A 14,997-nucleotide genomic window follows, 5' to 3' on the forward strand; every position below is an offset into this window, starting at 1 on the left:
CCTGTCCCTTTCGGTTTTCGTCGGCGCATTGATCGCCTGGGTCGTGCTGAGGCTGCCCGACATGCCGGTCGCGCTTGCCGGCGCGCTCGCCCTCGTTGTTTTCGGCGCCGTCGATGAGGATGCGCTCTTCGCGACGCTTGGCAACGAAATCGTCTGGCTTCTGATCGCCGCCTTTATCATCGCACCGGTCCTGCGCAGCAATGGTACGGCCGAGCGCATGGTGGGCATCGTACTGTCGCGCTGCGGAACGGTCTCAGGGGTCTTCTGGGGCGCAACGCTTGTGATTGGGTTGAGCGCATTCGTCATCCCCTCCACGTCGGCGCGCGCGGCGATCCTGATGCCGCTGTTCGTCGGGCTTTCGGGCGCGATCGACAGACCCTCCGTGAGCAAGGGGCTCGCCCTTCTGTTTCCCTCCGTCATCTTGCTTTCGGCCCGTTTGCATGACGCACCGCCACAGGTCGACACAAGCCTGGGTGTCTCTTCACACGCGCAGAACCGCACAACCATAAGATCCGAGAGCAAGTCCGCCGTCCACCGGATTGCCCGAAAGGAGGTCCGTGCCAGCGGGGACAGAGCTCAACTCTACCGGTTCTGCGCCGCAATTCAGCAGGAAAAGCATCTTTCTGTCTTCCGCCTCCCGTAGGACGACCTCCACGGCAGGCGGCAAGTCCGGGACCAGAGGCTGGACATCCGCGCCGACGACATGATCCACCAATCCTTCGACGAGGGAGCCCGTCAGATAAGTTCCGACATAGCAGGCCCGGCCTTTGCCGACCTTCCGGCTCGTCACCGCTGCCCTGCCGCTCGCGAAGCGGTTCGACCAGTGCCCCAGAACCTCGACGTCGTCGTCGAGCGCGAGAAGCTCGTAAAGGTGTGCCGCCTTGTACTCCCGGTTACCCAGGATGAAACAGTGGGGCCTCGACGCCGAACTGGACGGCAGGCGCTTCGCCGGATTGTGAAAGCCGAACTCGGTTCCATGAAGCACGAACAGACCGTCGGCACCCGGTTCTGCCACCCGGCCGAACTCCTCGACGCGCACGCCGCAGAGCTTCGAAAGCCCCGGGCCAGGCGCGAGGTCCGTCGGTATGTGGTTGTTTTCATCGCGGGTGCCGGTCATGGCGCCGACGATCAGGGTTCCGCCATTGCGGACGAAGGCCTCGACGTTCTCGTTCCACTCCGGCTTCCACATCACCCAGTGCGGCACGTAGAGGACCTTGATATGGGAGAGATCGTCCTCGGGATGGATGAAACCGCAGGCGATCCCTTTCGAATAGCAGTACCGATGGAGCAACATACCGTCCTCAAGAGGGCTCGGCATGCCCATCGGATAGGTCCTGTAGGCTTCCTGGTTGTCGAAGTCGGCTCCCGCGATCGCGACGTCCATGCGCACGGTGGTGCCGAGGAGGTCCTTCTTGATCCTGCCTATGTCCTCGGCGAACTGCTTTGCTTCCTGATAGCGGCGGCGAGGCACATCGTCGTGGTCGATGATACCCATCCAGTAGATTTCCGCGCCGAAATGCGCCGGACGCCAACGGAAGAAGAGGAGGCCATCGGCGCCACGCGCGACGGAACTCAGCGCCATCCGGCGCATCTCGCCCGGTTCGGGCGTCATGGTCGAGAAACCCGGCTGACTGCCGAAACCGGATGCCTGCTCAGGCACAATGAAGTTGCCGGAATAGGCGCGGCAGACGTCGAGATGCAGGGCCTGGGTGGCGGGATGGCCGCCCGCCCGGCGCATCTCGTCATAGAGCATCGGGTAGATGTCGAAGCCGAGGAAGTCGAGGTCCCGACCGAACTGGCCGCGGAAGTCGATGTCTTCGAGCCGTCCGAGATTGTGGAAGATGAACCATTCGGGCTTGGCTCTGCGCAGGATCTCAACCTGGTCATGCTGGAAGGCGGCCGTCGCATGGGCGAGGAAGCGATGGTAGTCCTGCATGTGCCCGGGCGCGACAAATCCCGGATTGTCCTTCCTCGGAATGGTGATCTGGTCGAAACTGTGATAGGCAAGCGCCCAGAAGTTTCCGCCCCAGGCGAAGTTGAGCTTGTCGATCGTCTCATATCGATCGTTGAGATAACGGCGGAACTCGCGCTCGCTCGCTTCGGAATAGGAGGTCGAAGCGGTCGTGTTCAACTCATTGTCGGTCTGCCAGCCGATGACGTTCGGATTATCCGCGTAGTGGCGCGCCAGGGCCTCGGTGATGCGCCGGCTATGCATGCGGTAGACGGGGCTGTTGGTGTCCGCATGCTGGCGGGAGCCATGAGTGGCAGTTCGGCCTCTTTCATCGACGCGCAGCACTTCCGGATAGTTTGCGGTCAGCCAGCGCGGCGGGGTTGCCGTCGGCGTACAGAAGATGGTCTTCACGCCTTCCGAGGCGAGCACGGCGATGGCCCGATCGAACAGCGAAAAATCGAACACCCCTTCCCTCGGCTCCATCAGATGCCAGGCGAATTCGCCAAGCCGGACCACGTTGAATCCGGCGGCCGCAATGCGCTCTGCATCGCGCAGCCAGTAGCTCTCGTCGACATGCTCCGGATAATGCGGCACGCCGAGGAGGAAATCGTCGAGATTGAGGGTGCGCCAGACCGAGAGCGGCGCCGGAGGGGTACGCTTCATGAATTTGTCCTTGCTTAGATTTTCGCGACGGCCTTGGGAGGCGTGATGGTTCTGCCGTCAGCGGCGAAGAGGTAGGCGTCGGCGGGATCGAAGCCGAGGGACACCGCGCTGCCGTTGTTGAAGGGCTTGATATCGGCGATCTGCACGGTGAACACGTTGGTGCCGCTGTCAGATCCGGTGGTGACCAGCGGTCCCGCATCGACATAGACGATCGTCTCGCGGCCAAGGTATTCCGTCAGCCTGACGCTTCCCGCGAAGCGGATCTGCGCGGCCGCATCATCGAGCCGGAGCCTCTCCGGCCGGATGCCCAGGGTGACGATCTCACCTACGCTCACCTTGTCGACGAGAGCCTCAAACCCCACGTCGAGCCCGCCGGCGCAGACGACCCGGGCAGAGGATCCGCTGACTTCGGTCACCTGGCCGGCCACGAAGTTCATGCGCGGGGCGCCAAGAAAGCCGGCGACGAACACGTTGTCGGGATTGGAATAGAGATCGAGCGGCGCTCCGACCTGTTCGATCCTGCCCCGGTTCAAGACGACGATCCGGCTCGCCATGGTCATGGCCTCGACCTGGTCGTGCGTGACGTAAATCATGGTCGATCCGAGCTTGGCGTGGAGTGTCGAAAGCTCGACCCGCATCTGCGTCCGAAGCGCCGCATCCAGGTTGGACAGCGGTTCGTCGAAGAGGAAGACGTCGGGCGACCGCGTGATCGCCCGCCCGATGGCGACGCGCTGCCGCTGCCCGCCTGAGAGCTGCTTCGGCTTCTTTTCGAGCTGCTCCTCAAGCCTGAGAATCTTCGCGGCCCTCGTGACAGCCGCGTCGATCTCTGCCTTTGGCCGCTTAGCCATCCTGAGGCCGAATCCCATGTTTTCGGCGACGGTCATGTGCGGATAGAGCGCATAGGACTGGAACACCATCGCGATCCCGCGGTCGCCGGGTTCGCGCCTGGTGACGTCCCGCCCCTTGATGAGGAGCGTTCCAGCGCTCGTGGTCTCAAGACCCGCGATCGTCTTCAGCAGCGTCGACTTTCCGCAGCCGGACGGGCCGACCATGACCACGAACTCGCCCTCCTCGATGGTCAGGTTGACATCCTTCAGGGCATGAAAGCCGCCATAGTGTTTCTCGATGCTGATCAGTTCAACGCTCGTCATGTGAAGGATTCCTTGAATTCTGCTCAGCCCTTGACCGCACCGACCGTGAGGCCAGAGATGAAGTGGCGCTGCATGAGGAAGAACATTACGACCGGCGGGATCGCGACCAGGATCGTTGCCGCGGCCACCAGGTTCCATGCGGACACCCATTCGCCGCGAAGATTGTTGAGCCCGGCGGTCACCGGTTTCACCGCGTCGCTCTGGGTCAGCACGATCGCCCAGAAATAATCATTCCAGACGAAGGTGAAGGTCAGGATCGCAAGCGCCGCAAGCGCCGGCCGGACCAGCGGAAGCACGACGTGCCACAGCGTCTGCCAGGGCGAGGCGCCTTCCGCGCGGGCCGCCTGGAAAAGTTCGTCGGGAAGCGCGGCAATGAAATTGCGCATGAAAAGCGTGGCGAAACCGGTCTGGAAGGCCACGTGGAAGACGATCAGCGCATAATAAGTGTCGTAGAGGCCGATCGAGACCATGAGGTCGCGGACCGGGATCATCATGATCTGGGCCGGTAGAAAGTTGCCGCCGACGAACAGCGCGAACATCAGATTGGCGCCGCGGAAACGGTACCGCGAGAGGACGTAGCCGGTGAGCGTCGATAGAACGAGCACGCCGAGCACGGAGGGCAGCGTCACGATCAGGCTGTTGAGAAAGTATCGCGCCATGGCGGTCTGCGTGAAGACTGCCATGTAGTTTTCGATGAAGTTGAAGCTCTTTGGCCAACCCCAGTAATTGCCCGCCATCACCTCCTCGAACGACCGGAGCGACGTTGCCATGACGGCCATCAGCGGCACGAGCCACAGGGCGAGAATGACCACGACCATCGACGCATATACGAACCGCCGGACGGGCGCGTCTTCGGCTATGGGCCTTGGATACATCAGACGCCCTCCCGTTCGGGCTTGAGAAGGGTGCGCAGATACCAGGCGATGAAGACCGCCATGATCACGAAGAGCACGGTGGCGATCGCGGCCCCGTAACCGAACCTGTAGGAGAAGATCGATTGCTCGTACATTTGATAGGCGAGGACCGTCGAGGAGCCGAAGGGGCCGCCGGACGTCATTACCGCCACCATGTCGAAGGACCGCAATGCGCCAATGATCGTTACCGCGAGTGCAATGAAGCTGACTTCGCGCAATTGCGGCAGGATCACGTGGATCAGCATGGGCCATCCGCGCGCGCCATCGACGCGTCCCGCTCCGATGAGGTCTTCGCTCAGATTGTTGAGGCCCGCCAGGAAGAGCACGAGGCAAAAGGCGACCTGCGGCCAGAGCGCCGCCACGACGACCGCGAAGGTGACGAGATGCTCGTCCGATAGCAGCGCCGGGGCCGTTGATCCGAAGTAGCCGAAGATGAGCGACAGCAGGCCGAAGGTGGGATCATAGACCCAAGTGAAGACGACGCCGACGGTGACAGACGCCAGCACCAGGGGCACGAAGAACAGCGACTTCATCACCCGCATGCCGCGGATGGGTTGATTGAGCAGCAGTGCCAGCGCCAGACCCAGCGGCGGCGCAAGCATGAACATGGCAAGCCAGATCAGGTTGTTCTTCAGCGACACGCGGAACTGCGGGTCGTCCAACAACTGCGCATAGTTCGCCAACCCCACCCATTGTTTTGCTCCGACGCCGTCCCAGTCGAAGAAGGAAACCCAGATGGTCTCCGCGGACGCCAGGATGATCACGACCCCGAACAGCAAGGCTCCGGGCATGATGAACAGGGTCGGGGCTATGCAATGCCGATGGTTTCGCCAGAAGGTAGACATTTAAGATCACTCGCGAGGCTTCGAAAGCCGGCCTCATTGACCGGAGGCAGGCAGGACCACAGGTCTGTGCTGCGGCCCTGCCCTGTTGCGGTCTGCTCTTGGGAGACGAGAGCGGCCGCGTTAGGCTCAAGCCTTGAAGATGCGCTTGCGCGTCGTTTCGAGGCGTTCGAGGATCTGGTCGCGCCGATCAGGCTTGACCATGAACTCCTGGAAGCCCTTCAGGCCTTCTTGCGCCATGTCGGGGTCGGTGTCGCGGTCGTAGTATTGCGCGGAGCCTTCGACGGTCTTCAGCGACTCGACCGCCGCATTGACGAGCGGGTCCTTGCTCGGCGGGCAGTCATTGCGCGGCGGAACCGCACTCTCCGCCTCGAGGAAAGCCGAGAGGTTGTCCGGCTTGTAGAAGTAGGCCAGGAAATCGCGCGCGTTTTCCTTGTTCTTGGCGTTCTTCGGAACATGGATGGAGTTCAGCGCGAAATCCTCGTAGCGCGCCATGCCCTGAACGATCTCGGGGAACGGGGCGAATGCGATCTGGTCCTGCTGGTCTTCCGGGAAGCCGTACTTGATGAAGCCCGCGAGATCCATCATGGCGGCCCTCTTCTGGGCGAGCGCGGCCGCCGCCTGCTCCCAGCCGAAGGACGTTCCGTTTGGGCTGAACAGCCCGGCATTGATCAATTCCGCCCACTTGTCGAAGACCGGAAGCATTGCGGGGTCGGTGTAGGACATTTTACCATCCATCAGCGCGACATGCTTATCGAGGCCATTGATGCGCAGGTTCATGTGGTCAAACCAGCCGGCCGCTGGCCACATCTCCTTGGTTCCCATGCTCACGGGGATCATGCCCGCGGATTTGGCCTTTTCACCGAGGGCGAGCAGATCCTCAAGCGTCTTCGGGGGTGTCCACCCCTTCTCCTCGAAGACATCCTTGCGGTAGAAGAGCCCCCAGAGCAGGCCGCCGAGCGGAAGGCCGTATTGCCTTCCATCAACCGTCACGGCGCCCGCTGCCGGGCCAAGCACACTCTTGTAGTTCTCGCGCTCAAACAGATCGGAGATGTCGTCGAAAAGCTCGCGCTTGACGAATGCCTTCATGCGGTTGCCCGAGAACCAAAAGCAAATGTCCGGCGCTCCCACGACGAGGTAGCTGCGGATGGCCGTCTTGTGCGCCTCGTGATCCATGTTGTTGATGGCCACCTTGACACCGCTCTCCTTCTCGTACGCGCTCGCAATCCGCTGGAGCACCTCGCGCTGCGAGGCGTTGCCGATATTGGAGATGATCGTCATCTCCTTGCTCTGCGCGATGGCCGGAGCGCCGAGCGTCATTCCCGCGAGCGCTGTTCCCGCGCCGATGAGGAACTGCCGACGCGACGCCGGGGCGCGACTGACCAGCTTGATGAAATCGTTGGATGCCATTCCATATCCTCCCAGGACAAAGCTCCGCCACGCCCGGGCGAGCGGCGCCCAGGCCTCGTAGAAAGAAATTTTGCGATCATGCGGAGTTCGGGAAATTGGCGCTCCGCACACTCCTCCTCATTGCCAATGGAGAAAAGCTAGCCTAACTTCGGAACAGGCACAATAGTTAATTTAAGAAATAAACTAACTGGGAGATGCAGCGTTGAGAGGCAATGCGAGCACGTCGCGCGCGCTGAACAGGCGCCTGATCTTGAATCTGCTGCGCAACCGCGGACCCGTATCAAGAGCCGAACTCGCCTCGGTGACGGGTCTCAGCCCTGCAGCTGTAACGTTCGTCGTCACAGAACTGATGGACGAGGCGTTGGTGGTGGAACGGGAGGCTGTCGCGAGCTCGAACGGTCGCCGGCCCATACCGGTGGATATCAACTACGAGGCCCACCTGGCATTGGGCTTCAAGCTCAATCGCAACAGCATCGACTGTGTGCTCACCGACCTGGCCACCTCTCCGCTTGCCACGCTGCAGGCAACCGTTACCGACATCACCCCGGAGGGCATGATCGAGGCAATCCGGGATGCCATCCCGCGCCTCCTGGCGCAGGCCATGCGTGACGAGAAGGACATCATGGGGATCGGCGTATCCATCCCCGGCGAAGTCGACCCGAGGAACGGCGTCTGCCTCCAGAGCCCGCGCTTCGGCTGGCGTGACCTTCCCTTCGCGGAAATGTTGGCGGAGCGAGTGCACGCCCCCGTCTGGATAGACGACGACGTCAACGCCTTCGCGATTGCGCAAAAGCTGTTCGGCGCCGGCCGGAACCATCGCAATTTCGCTGCTCTTGCCATCGGTGCGGGGATCGGCTGCTCTCTGGTTCTGAATGGCGATATCTACCACGGAAGCAACAGCGCGGCAGGCAAGCTCGGGCACATCACCTCCGTGCCCGGCGGGGAACTCTGCGAGTGCGGCCGGCGCGGATGTCTCATGGCGCATGCCGCCGAGCCCTACATGATTGCCGAATGGGGACGCAGGAGAGGCGTCGAACCAACAAGAGACGACTTCGTCGCCTCCGCCGCCGCCGGCGACGAAGACGCCTTGGAGATCCTGGAGAACGCGGGATCACGCATCGGCAGACACCTGGCGGACCTGATCAACCTGTTCGATCCCGAGGTGATCGTCGTCGGAGGCGAAGCCGTCCAGTTCGGCGACGCCCTCCTCGACCCGCTCAAGCGATCAATGGACCAGTTCCTGTTCTTCTCCAAACCCGAGATACAGACGGACTGGGTGCCCCGTTCCTGGGCGAGAGGCGCCGCAGCCTTGGCAACACAAGGCATATTCGATTTCGAGCGCATGCCCAGCGGGTGACGTGTTCATCTCGCATGGTTGCTTTGCGTCCAGCGAGCAAAAGAGTCACTCGGCCACCTTCCTGCGGCCCTCGCCAGGCTCGGGTGGTCCGACGCATTAGCTGGGCGCCGAGACGCGTCTCCAAGCGGGCTATCGCCCTGCTAAGGACCGAGGGCGTTGTCGAGAGTGCAACCGCTGCTTAGGACGAATTCGTTCTCGACTGGCAGCGCGGCTTCGGCTTCGACAATCCCATATTCCGACGGGTTTCGTACACCGCTCGGGCATGGCCACTCGCAAGGACTTCACCTTTATCGAGACGCCAACAAGGAAATAGCAGCACGGCCTGATGATCGAAAACTTCGCCCGTTCGATCCTCGCCGGCAATGCCGCCGAGCGCGAGGCATGGCTTGAGGCGACCACCAGAACCCAAGCGTCCCTCGATGCCATCTGGCGGGAAACCCAGTCGCAGGGCTGAGCCTCCCCGGCAATGAACATCAAATCCCAATACGAGAGCAAATCCACGAAAACACGGATGCCGGATATATCAGGAGACGCGCTCACTGCCTGATTCAGCGGGAATAGCAGCGGTATGTTTCAGGCACCGCCGCTACACCCCTTACCGTAAGTGCAATGGGATTTCAGGTGAGGTGCTCGATGCGCAACGGAAACTTGCCGCGTGTGAGCAAGGGTTCGACGCCGCCGTCCAGGCGGCCGAGCCGGATCAGACCGCTCGAGTAGCGATAGCCGGCGTAAAAGAATGCCAGATTGCCCCACGGAGAATAATAGCAGAGGTCGCCCGGAGCTTCGTTGGAAAACGGCCCGCTGCCTTCCTCGGTGAGCTTTCGCGGCAGATAGGCGATCTTCTCGTTGTTGGCATAGTTGTCGATCGTGAGATCGAGCGGAAGCATGGACGCAAAGTCGCGGGCCGACGGATTGTCGTAGAGCGTCGCGGTAAAATCGTGACCGGCAAAGGTTATGCGTATCTTCATGTTCGTGTCCTTCTCAGCCCATGCCAGACGCGGCATGAGGGCGCCGGTGGCGGCTGTCGCGATGAGGGCTCGGCGTGTGAACGCGGGCGGTTGCGGCGTCATCTTGTACGCTCCCAGTCAAACCAGGCGGCCAGGGCGGCCACGGCGGATCCAAATAATAGCGCGGCGGCGACGGCGAACGAACTCCACCATCCAGCCCAATCGAACAGAAGGCCACCGGCTGCCGCACCGATCGTGATGGCAAACTGGATGACGGCAACCTGAAGGCCCCCACCGGTCTCCGCATCGTCGCGCAGCACCCGGCTTAGCCAGGTTCCCCAGCCGACCGGCGCCGCTGTCCCGAAGAAGCCCCATGCAATGAGCAAACCAGCGACCGATAGCTTCATGGAACCGAGCGCGATCAGCAGAAGGGCGATCGCGGCCATCACGAGCGGAATGAAGATCACGATCGAGTAAAGCCGCGTGGAGAGCAGCCGGCTGATGCTCCAGGTCCCCGCAACGCCCGCGAGCCCCATCGACAAAAGAACGAGGGACAGTGCGGAAACCGAATAGCCCGCAACAGACTCGAGGAACGGCCGGAGATAGGTGAACAATGCAAACTGTCCCATGAACAGCAACAGGATTGCTGTCATGCCAAGAGCGACCTGGCGGCGGCCCAGAAGTCGAAACACGTTCCCTGTCGCCCTGCGCCGGCGCGGCGGTAGCGACGGCATGCTCAGCCATTGCCAGATGAGCGCAAGCAGCGCCAAAGGCACCACTAAGAAAAATGCGCCCCGCCATCCAACGTAGTCGCCGACAAAGCTGCCAAGCGGAGCCGCGATCGTGGCGGCGATAGCGTTGCCGGCATTCAGCATGGCAAGCCCGTTCGGTACTGCGCTGTCCGGCAGGAGGCGCATGACGATCGCGGTGGACATCGACCAGAATCCGCCGATCGCGACGCCGAGCAGCGCGCGCCCCGTCATCAGTGCCGTGTAAGTGGGCGCGAAAGTCACGATCAGACCGGAGACGATGAGCAGGAGCGAAAAGGAAGACAGAACGATCTTGCGATCGATGTTCCGCGTGAGCCCCGCAATGGAGAGACTGGTCATCACTGCGAACAGACCTGAGATCGAAATCGCCTGGCCCGCCTGCCCCTCGCTCATCCCGAGATCACTGGCAATCGGCGTCAGGAGACTGACCGGCATGAATTCCGAAGCGATCAGCACCGCGACGCAAAGCGCCATCGACGCAACTGCGCCCCAAGCCGCAACGGGTCTGGCCAAAGCCTCATCGAATGTTGTCTGTGCCATGTATCTATCGTCCTTGAAGAGCGAGGCCGGCAGGAATTTGCCTCTCACTTTCATGTAGCAGCCGCACATCGATAGAATTAGCCGTCATAATTCGAATGGATTTATCGATATGGAACATAAGTTGAGGGGTGGGACTGGGGCGCCTGGGTCTTGAATCAAGTGTCACGGCGCCGACAGAAGCCCACGCCGCCACAGCATGCAGGTGGTCCAACAGAACCTACTGCGATCCAAGGAACTCGATAATTGCCCGCCGCTCTTCAGCGTTGTTGAACCGCTGCGTCATCCGTGTGCCGCGCACCATGGCGGCCGGATTGCCGAGAAAGGTCTCCAAGGTTTCGGGTGTCCAGTTGACGCCGGAATCCCGAAGCGCAGCAGAGTACCGGAAGCCCTCAACGGTGCCGGCTGCTCGACCGACCACCCCCTGCAGATGCGGGCCAACACCGTTTCGTGGTGTTGCGATCTGATGGCACGCACCGCAGCGTTGCTGAAACAACCGTTGACCCGGCGCGGCGTCCTGAGAGAAGGCAGGCGCCGCAACGCCTGCCGAAAGGAGAGAGCTCAGAAGCGCTATAACTACGTATTTCAACCGTCGACTCCCTTGAGATCGAGTTTGGAGAGCGGCAGGCTTCGAACGCGCTTACCTGCCAGAACGGAGACGGCGTTTGCGATGGCCGGGGGTACGCCCGGCAAACCAGGTTCGCCAATGCCGCCCATGGGAGCGCCGCTTTCCACGATCCGAACATGGACCCGCGGCATGCGATCCGGCGTCAGGATCGGATAGCCGTCGTAGTTGCGGGCCTGCGGCATGCCGTCGACGTAGACGACTTCCTCGAGGAGAGCGGAGGAAAGGCCGAGCGCTACGGCCGAGTTCACCTGGGCGTCGATGATCGCGGGATTGACGATGCTGCCCGGATCGATCGCCACCCAGACGTCGTGGACAATGATCTCGCTTTGCTTGAGCGACACTTCGGCGATCGTCGCGACCTCGCTGCCAAAGGGTGAGGCCATGGCCACTCCGCGGGCGCGCCGCGTGCCGTCCTCGGCCGTGAACGGCCCACGCCGCCAGCCTCCCGATAGTTCCGCGACGGCTTCGAGCAGCGTCCTGTGGCGTGGATTGTCGGCAAGCAGGCGATGTCGCAGTTCATAAGGATCCTGCTGGCCCGCATCGGCCATCTCGTCAAAAAACGTCTCGTAGAAGAAGTCGTTCATCGAGTGGCCGACGGAGCGCCAGAAGCCGATGATGGCCGGATCGTCTACGTGAATCTGGCCGACACGCCGGTTGGGGATCGTATAGACCTTGCCGGCAATGCCCTCGACCGCCGAGCCGTCGACCTTGTCGGGCTGACGCCCGAACCAGCGGCCCGTCGGTCCTTCTCCCACCGCAACGGCGGAGAGCGCTACCGGCATTCCGCTGGCATCCAGTCCGGCGCGGAAACGCACCGCTGCCATGGGCCGCAGAGTGTCCCGTAGGAACTCCTCCTCGCGGCTCCAGATAAGCTTGACGGGGCGACCGACAGCCTTTGCGAGTTGGATGGCCTGCGGGAACGGGTTAGCCGTTTGATAAAGGAAATGCCGTCCGAAGAAGCCGCCGAGCATAGGCGAATGGATGATGACCTTCTCAGGCGCGATGTCTGCCAGCTTCGCGGCCTCGGCCTGAAACATTTCGGGTGCCTGGTTGGGAATCCAGAGCTCAAGCGAACCATCGTCGTTCCAACGCGCAAGCGCGGATGGCGGCTCGAGTTGTCCATGAGCCAGATAGGGCGCGTCATAGGTCGCCTCCACCACGCGCGCGGCGCTTGCGAGCGCGCTCTCGGCATCGCCCTCCGATTCAAAGGCAACCCCGTCGCCGGTCGTCGCCTTCAACTTCGCCATATGTGCCTCGGTAGAGAAATCGGCCGGCATCGCATGCGCTGTTCCGACAGCATCGGTCCAGGTCACCTGCAGAGCTTCGACCGCCATGCGAGCACGCCACCAACTATCGGCGACCACGGCAACGACCCCCGGCAGGCTGTGGATGGAATGGACGCCGGGCATTCCGCGAACGTCGGCTTCGTTCTGCAGCGCGTCTGGTTCGCCACCGAGACGGGGGCTGTGCTGCACGGCGGCATAGAGCATGCCGTCAACCTTCAGGTCGATCGAATATTTGGCCTTCCCTGTCGACTTGTCGCGCACATCAAGCCGCGCGACCGGCTTGCCGATCCAGCGGAAGTCGGCACGATCACGCAGCACGACGTCGGTCGGGAGAGGCAACCCGGCGGCCGCATCCGCAATCTCTCCGTATGGAATTGCCCGTCCCGAGGCACTGTGCACAACGCGCCCCGGTTCGGTCGACAGCTCTGCTACCGGCACGCTCAGCCGTGCCGCGGCGGCCTGAAGCAGCATGTGGCGCGCGGAAGCGCCGAGCTTGCGCATGGCGTCGTAACTCATGCGGACGGACATGCTGCCGCCGGTAAACCGCCCGCCGCCAGTCAGGAGATAATCGGGACCGGGAGGCGCGCCCTCGACGACAAAATTGGCCGGATCGACATCCAGCTCCTCACCGACGATCTGGGCCATGGCCGTGAAAATACCCTGCCCTCCCTCGATGAAGGCGCTGCGGAACAGCACGGTGCTGTCGGGGCGGATCTCCAGAAACGCAGCAACACGGGAACCGGGCGTGATGGCTGCAGCGGCTGCCTGTGCTCTGGCGCGGCCGACCGGCAAAGTTACGCCAAGGACGAGTGCACCGAGGGAGGCGCCGAGAAAGCCGCGCCGCGACAGCTTGAACGGCTTGCCGTTCTCGCTGGTCACGACTTCAGAGGCAATGGGTGTCATGTCGTTCATGGCGTACCCCTCACTCAAGCCTGAGCAGCCTGCCGGACGGCAGCCGCGATTGCGTTGTAGGTGCCACAGCGACAAAGATTGACCATCGCAGCGGCGATGTCCTCATCCGTCGGTTGAGGGCTCTGTTTCAGGAGCGCCGTTGCCGCCATGACCTGGCCCGACTGGCAGTAGCCACATTGCGGAACTTGATTGGAGACCCATGCCTCGACGACCTTCTGGCCCACGGTGTCTTCCGTGATGGCTTCGATGGTCATGATCTCGGAACCCGCAACGCTCTCGAGCGGCGTGACACAGGAGCGCGTCGCCTGGCCGTCGACGAGCACCGTGCAGGCGCCACACTGCGCGAGACCGCAACCATACTTGGTCCCAGTCATGCCGAGTTCGTCACGAAGAACCCAGAGCAACGGCGTATCCGGCTCGATATTGACCTGGTGTTTCGTGCCGTTGATGGTGAGTTCCATGGCGGTGTCCCCAATGCAGATTGCGCAAGAGCGGGTGTCGAAACAGAGCGCGGACTGTTTCAGAGGGAGACAGTAGCAAAAGCGATTCCTATGGATTAGTGGCCCCGGTTCTCTTAGATTTATCGATAAGAGCCATAAATCGAGAACGAGCATCTGGACTTAGAGTGATGGCCAAGGAAGACTTCAACGACCTGCTATGGTTCCTAGCCGTGGCAGAGGAACGCAGTTTCACGAGGGCGGCTGCCAAGCTCGGCATAACCCAGTCGACGCTCAGCCACACGATCAAGCGCCTGGAAACGCGCATGGGCCTCAGGCTGCTGGCCCGAACCACCCGGAGCGTTGCATTGACGGAAGCTGGCGAGCGCTTGCTGCATTCGCTGGCGCCGCGGGTATCCGCCATACGCGATGATCTGGCGGCGCTCACGGCCCTTCGCGACAAGCCGTCCGGCACGATTAGGATTACGCTGTCTGATCACGCTTTGGAGGGCCTGGTCTGGCCCAAACTCGAGCCGATCCTCTCGCAGTATCCCGACATCAAGCTTGAATTGAGCAGGGACAATGGCTTGCGGAATATCGTGGAAGATGGGTTTGACGCAGGCATTCGCCTCGGCGAGAGCATCGAAAAGGATATGATCGCGGTCCGGATCGGGCCGGACTGGCGCCTTCTGGCCGTCGCGTCGCCTGAATATCTGGCAAATCGCCCGCTACCGCAGCATCCGCAGGAACTGATCCAGCACAACTGCATCAACCAGCGCCAGACAACGAGCGGTGGGCTTTATGTCTGGGAGTTTGAGAAAGACGGGCAAGAGCTCCGCGTCAGGGTCGACGGACAATTAACCTTCAATAGCTCCTACTCCATAGTCGACGCCGCCCTGAGAGGTCACGGCATAGGTTATGTGCCGGACGACCTTGTCACCGAACACATCAGAGCGGGGCGCTTGGTACCCCTGCTCGAGTCCTGGTCGCCTCCTTTCGCCGGGTACTACATCTATTATCCAAGCCGACATCAGAACTCCCCGGCATTCAAGGTCGTGGTCGATGCGTTGCGGCATCACGCCCTCTGATATTTCCCTCACCTGCCCGCCCGCGCCAGCAAGGGAGCGATTTTGTCGTGGATGTCGTATGTGCAGGAGCGCGGGCCTCCCCGCTTTGGTCAAAGTGTCGCCAG

The 14,997-nt window shown here is 62.0% G+C and carries 13 protein-coding genes and 1 pseudogene; 4 read left to right on the forward strand and 10 right to left on the reverse strand.

Annotated features, from left to right (window positions below; genetic code table 11):
- Nucleotides 1-61: 61 nt before the first annotated feature.
- Nucleotides 62-370: pseudogene (locus PZN02_RS32170) on the forward strand (SLC13 family permease); the annotation flags it as partial.
- Between the two features lie 111 nt (nucleotides 371-481).
- On the opposite strand, the gene PZN02_RS24530 reads toward PZN02_RS32170, so the two are convergent.
- The 5 genes from PZN02_RS24530 to PZN02_RS24550 all read right to left on the reverse strand — a co-directional run bounded on the left by PZN02_RS24530 (nucleotide 482) and on the right by PZN02_RS24550 (nucleotide 6,931).
- Nucleotides 482-2,614, reverse strand: a complete 2,133-nt coding sequence (locus tag PZN02_RS24530) for a beta-galactosidase (RefSeq protein ID WP_280663228.1) — start codon at nucleotides 2,612-2,614, stop codon at nucleotides 482-484.
- A 14-nt stretch (nucleotides 2,615-2,628) separates the two neighbouring features.
- Complete coding sequence (locus PZN02_RS24535) at nucleotides 2,629-3,765, reverse strand: ABC transporter ATP-binding protein (protein WP_280661581.1); 1,137 nt, start codon at nucleotides 3,763-3,765, stop codon at nucleotides 2,629-2,631.
- A gap of 23 nt (nucleotides 3,766-3,788) precedes the next feature.
- Nucleotides 3,789-4,640, reverse strand: coding sequence for a carbohydrate ABC transporter permease (locus PZN02_RS24540; protein WP_280661582.1), 852 nt, complete (start codon nucleotides 4,638-4,640; stop codon nucleotides 3,789-3,791).
- A complete protein-coding gene (locus PZN02_RS24545) occupies nucleotides 4,640-5,524 on the reverse strand; it encodes a carbohydrate ABC transporter permease (RefSeq protein WP_280661583.1) in 885 nt (294 codons plus the stop codon). Before PZN02_RS24545 ends, PZN02_RS24540 begins: the two co-directional genes overlap by 1 nt.
- A gap of 126 nt (nucleotides 5,525-5,650) precedes the next feature.
- Complete coding sequence (locus PZN02_RS24550; protein ID WP_280661584.1) at nucleotides 5,651-6,931, reverse strand: ABC transporter substrate-binding protein; 1,281 nt, start codon at nucleotides 6,929-6,931, stop codon at nucleotides 5,651-5,653.
- Nucleotides 6,932-7,133: 202 nt separating this feature from the next.
- Between PZN02_RS24550 and PZN02_RS24555 the strand changes: the two genes are divergently transcribed.
- The gene (locus PZN02_RS24555; RefSeq protein WP_280661585.1) at nucleotides 7,134-8,288 is read left to right on the forward strand and encodes an ROK family protein; all 1,155 of its coding nucleotides are present in this window, start codon (nucleotides 7,134-7,136) and stop codon (nucleotides 8,286-8,288) included.
- Nucleotides 8,289-8,613: 325 nt separating this feature from the next.
- Nucleotides 8,614-8,742, forward strand: coding sequence for a hypothetical protein (locus PZN02_RS24565; protein ID WP_280661586.1), 129 nt, complete (start codon nucleotides 8,614-8,616; stop codon nucleotides 8,740-8,742).
- Nucleotides 8,743-8,905: 163 nt separating this feature from the next.
- Here the strand turns inward: PZN02_RS24565 and PZN02_RS24570 are convergent, their stop codons facing one another.
- The 5 genes from PZN02_RS24570 to PZN02_RS24590 form a co-directional block, all read right to left on the reverse strand.
- Nucleotides 8,906-9,358, reverse strand: coding sequence for a cyclophilin-like fold protein (locus tag PZN02_RS24570; protein ID WP_280661587.1), 453 nt, complete (start codon nucleotides 9,356-9,358; stop codon nucleotides 8,906-8,908).
- Nucleotides 9,355-10,545 carry an MFS transporter gene (locus PZN02_RS24575; protein ID WP_280661588.1) on the reverse strand — a complete coding sequence of 397 codons (1,191 nt, stop codon included), beginning with the start codon at nucleotides 10,543-10,545 and terminating at the stop codon, nucleotides 9,355-9,357. The genes PZN02_RS24570 and PZN02_RS24575 overlap by 4 nt, the downstream gene beginning before the upstream one ends.
- Before the next feature lie 217 nt (nucleotides 10,546-10,762).
- Nucleotides 10,763-11,131, reverse strand: coding sequence for a c-type cytochrome (locus PZN02_RS24580; protein WP_280661589.1), 369 nt, complete (start codon nucleotides 11,129-11,131; stop codon nucleotides 10,763-10,765).
- Nucleotides 11,128-13,368, reverse strand: a complete 2,241-nt coding sequence (locus PZN02_RS24585) for a xanthine dehydrogenase family protein molybdopterin-binding subunit (protein ID WP_280661590.1) — start codon at nucleotides 13,366-13,368, stop codon at nucleotides 11,128-11,130. The genes PZN02_RS24580 and PZN02_RS24585 overlap by 4 nt, the downstream gene beginning before the upstream one ends.
- Nucleotides 13,369-13,382: 14 nt before the next feature.
- Nucleotides 13,383-13,829, reverse strand: a complete 447-nt coding sequence (locus tag PZN02_RS24590) for a (2Fe-2S)-binding protein (RefSeq protein ID WP_280661591.1) — start codon at nucleotides 13,827-13,829, stop codon at nucleotides 13,383-13,385.
- Between the two features lie 167 nt (nucleotides 13,830-13,996).
- Between PZN02_RS24590 and PZN02_RS24595 the strand changes: the two genes are divergently transcribed.
- The gene (locus PZN02_RS24595; RefSeq protein ID WP_280661592.1) at nucleotides 13,997-14,893 is read left to right on the forward strand and encodes a LysR family transcriptional regulator; all 897 of its coding nucleotides are present in this window, start codon (nucleotides 13,997-13,999) and stop codon (nucleotides 14,891-14,893) included.
- The last annotated feature ends 104 nt before the right edge of the window (nucleotides 14,894-14,997 follow it).

It is taken from the genome of Sinorhizobium garamanticum (genome assembly GCF_029892065.1).
GTDB lineage: Bacteria > Pseudomonadota > Alphaproteobacteria > Rhizobiales > Rhizobiaceae > Sinorhizobium > Sinorhizobium garamanticum.

Excerpts from the sequence above, each read along its gene's own strand:
- PZN02_RS24585 (WP_280661590.1), bottom strand. The coding sequence starts at position 13,368 with ATGAACGACATGACACCCATTGCCTCTGAAGTCGTGACCAGCGAGAAC.
- PZN02_RS24530 (WP_280663228.1), bottom strand. The coding sequence starts at position 2,614 with ATGAAGCGTACCCCTCCGGCGCCGCTCTCGGTCTGGCGCACCCTCAAT.
- PZN02_RS24540 (WP_280661582.1), bottom strand. The coding sequence starts at position 4,640 with ATGTATCCAAGGCCCATAGCCGAAGACGCGCCCGTCCGGCGGTTCGTA.
- PZN02_RS24565 (WP_280661586.1), top strand. The coding sequence starts at position 8,614 with ATGATCGAAAACTTCGCCCGTTCGATCCTCGCCGGCAATGCCGCCGAG.
- PZN02_RS24550 (WP_280661584.1), bottom strand. The coding sequence starts at position 6,931 with ATGGCATCCAACGATTTCATCAAGCTGGTCAGTCGCGCCCCGGCGTCG.
- PZN02_RS24590 (WP_280661591.1), bottom strand. The coding sequence starts at position 13,829 with ATGGAACTCACCATCAACGGCACGAAACACCAGGTCAATATCGAGCCG.
- PZN02_RS24545 (WP_280661583.1), bottom strand. The coding sequence starts at position 5,524 with ATGTCTACCTTCTGGCGAAACCATCGGCATTGCATAGCCCCGACCCTG.
- PZN02_RS24535 (WP_280661581.1), bottom strand. The coding sequence starts at position 3,765 with ATGACGAGCGTTGAACTGATCAGCATCGAGAAACACTATGGCGGCTTT.
- PZN02_RS24575 (WP_280661588.1), bottom strand. The coding sequence starts at position 10,545 with ATGGCACAGACAACATTCGATGAGGCTTTGGCCAGACCCGTTGCGGCT.
- PZN02_RS24595 (WP_280661592.1), top strand. The coding sequence starts at position 13,997 with ATGGCCAAGGAAGACTTCAACGACCTGCTATGGTTCCTAGCCGTGGCA.
- PZN02_RS24570 (WP_280661587.1), bottom strand. The coding sequence starts at position 9,358 with ATGACGCCGCAACCGCCCGCGTTCACACGCCGAGCCCTCATCGCGACA.